The organism is Lishizhenia sp. (assembly GCF_033720595.1).
Lineage (GTDB): Bacteria > Bacteroidota > Bacteroidia > Flavobacteriales_D > Crocinitomicaceae > Lishizhenia.
On the sequence record NZ_JAWWCF010000329.1, the window covers coordinates 1 to 1503 of the forward strand.

Sequence of the window (1503 nt, forward strand, 5' to 3'; positions counted from 1 at the left end):
CGACCTGGTTTTTCATTCCTTTCTTGCAAAGCTTCACAAGGTCGCTCTCCAATAAAGCATTCAAAAGCCAAGCCCCAACATCCGCGGTGCCGCTGCTATCACTAACAGAAGTCAGTTTTGAGAAGGAGTCTGGGGTTGAGAGAGGAAAACAAATGACACAAAAAAAGGCTACTGCTTCAAACAATAACCTTCACCAATATCCATGTTGTTCTTTATTCAAACAACCTTCCAAAAGTTTGATCTATTTTCTTTCCGATATAAGGAACATATTTGTATTCTCCATTTGCCGCACCTACAATTTGTAGAATGCATATAATAAAGTACAGTAAATTCAAAATACCGTTTACCGTATCTAAATGCAATAGACGTAAAAGTGTGCTAAGTACAGTAATTAGAATTAACAATCCGAGCGACTGGCGCAGGTGAAAGGCATTGAAACGCTTATCATCTCCTTGCTTATCGTTGTTTAGTACTAAGGCAACTATAAAACCTATAATGGTAATATAGGTAATAATGGAGGGCAGTTTATTTTTTTCCATGACCTGAAATTTAAAAAAAGAGCCCTCTACGAAAGAGAGCTCCAATATTAACCTGTAGAAGTTAATAACTGATCCGTTAAACATAGTTTACGCGAATACTCTCAGAAGGTTACAGAAACACAATTTTTTTTAAACCTCATTTTTAACTACCTTTTAAGTAAATTAAATTTATGTCGCCTGCGAGAAGTTTTTTACTAGCATTTATTATGCATGAACTATATTTTTAGGTTACTAAATTAAACAAGCGTTTATTATGAATGTCAAGATTTTTCCCAACAAAAAATCACCAAGACTTTTCAGTAATAATTTCTTGGAATTACTGACTTGGTCACACCCACTACTGATTTTTAGTATGTACAGTGTTATTGCATACTTTTTAATGAATTATTTTATTAACGAGCTCCATCACACCCTTGGAAGCGCCATTGGTTATTTCGTCTTAGGATTGTTTAGCTGGACCTTAGCAGAGTATTTCATGCACAGGTTTTTGTACCATAAAATCAAAGACGCTAGTTTTAACAGTGGTTTTCAGTACATGTTTCATGGTATACACCACGAATACCCCAATGATGAAGGAAGAATAGTATTACCTCCTGTTCCTTCTTTGATTATTGCCTCCTTATTCTTCTTGGTGTTTTACCTTTTCATGGGCGAAACTACCTATGCCTTTGGTCCTGGTTTTATGATCGGTTATTCTTTGTACATGAGTATACACAACATGGTGCATAAACGTCCATCTCCAAAGAAATACAACTTCTGGTGGCGTCATCATAACATTCATCATTTCCAGCAGCACGACAAAGCCTTTGGAGTAAGTACTTCGCTTTGGGATAGAGTTTTTGGAACCATGCCTGAGATAAATAGGAGTACAGTTTATGCAGATTTTGTTTATTAGAATTTTAGAGTTTTTGTCTTTTAGACTTTTAGAAAGTTAATTTTAATTGCTCCGTTTCTGTTATGAGGC

Annotated in this window: 3 protein-coding genes; 1 reads left to right on the plus strand and 2 read right to left on the minus strand. The window is 35.5% G+C overall.

Translation table 11 applies throughout. The features are described from left to right. Nucleotides 1-184: hypothetical protein (locus R3333_RS14605; RefSeq protein WP_318959493.1), on the minus strand; the 184-nt coding region annotated here is incomplete at its 3' end. Nucleotides 185-212: 28 nt separating this feature from the next. Further along, complete coding sequence (locus R3333_RS14610; RefSeq protein ID WP_318959494.1) at nt 213-539, minus strand: hypothetical protein; 327 nt, start codon at nt 537-539, stop codon at nt 213-215. A gap of 253 nt (nt 540-792) precedes the next feature. Between R3333_RS14610 and R3333_RS14615 the strand changes: the two genes are divergently transcribed. Then, nucleotides 793-1434 carry a sterol desaturase family protein gene (locus tag R3333_RS14615; protein WP_318959495.1) on the plus strand — a complete coding sequence of 214 codons (642 nt, stop codon included), beginning with the start codon at nt 793-795 and terminating at the stop codon, nt 1432-1434. Nucleotides 1435-1503 lie beyond the last annotated feature (69 nt).

Coding starts and splice junctions, on each gene's coding strand:
- R3333_RS14615 (WP_318959495.1), top strand. CDS start 793: ATGAATGTCAAGATTTTTCCCAACAAAAAATCACCAAGACTTTTCAGT.
- R3333_RS14610 (WP_318959494.1), bottom strand. CDS start 539: ATGGAAAAAAATAAACTGCCCTCCATTATTACCTATATTACCATTATA.